Origin of the sequence: Acinetobacter sp. USHLN143, assembly GCF_037145695.1 — a bacterium.
GTDB classification, from domain to species: Bacteria; Pseudomonadota; Gammaproteobacteria; order Pseudomonadales; family Moraxellaceae; genus Acinetobacter; species Acinetobacter fasciculus.
In genome coordinates, this window is record NZ_JBBCWZ010000243.1 from 1 (window position 1) to 352 (window position 352).

Annotated in this window: 1 rRNA gene; it reads right to left on the reverse strand. The window is 42.0% G+C overall.

Annotation, left to right across the window (positions count from 1 at the left end):
• A 5S ribosomal RNA gene (gene rrf, locus WFH18_RS17910) occupies window positions 1–96 on the reverse strand; the annotation flags it as partial.
• Window positions 97–352: the final 256 nt, after the last annotated feature.

Sequence of the window (352 nt, forward strand, 5' to 3'; positions counted from 1 at the left end):
TCACATGGGTAACCCCACACTACCATCAGCGCTAAGAGGTTTCACTTCTGAGTTCGGGAAGGGATCAGGTGGTTCACTCTTGCTATGGTCGCCAGCACAACTGTTTATGGATACTTGCTAGGTCTTACGTTTTGCCTTGCTTTCTACCAAATAGAATTCATTAACAGGTATATCTGAGTTGCAGTAGTTTGTTCGTTCAGCGTAACTAAATCAAGTCACTTTGTTTAATATCGAATCAATCGATCCTCACTTCTTTCGAAGTTCGTACAACAACTGTTTGGGTGTTGTATAGTCAAGCCTCACGAGCAATTAGTATTGGTCAGCTTCACATATCACTATGCTTCCACATCCA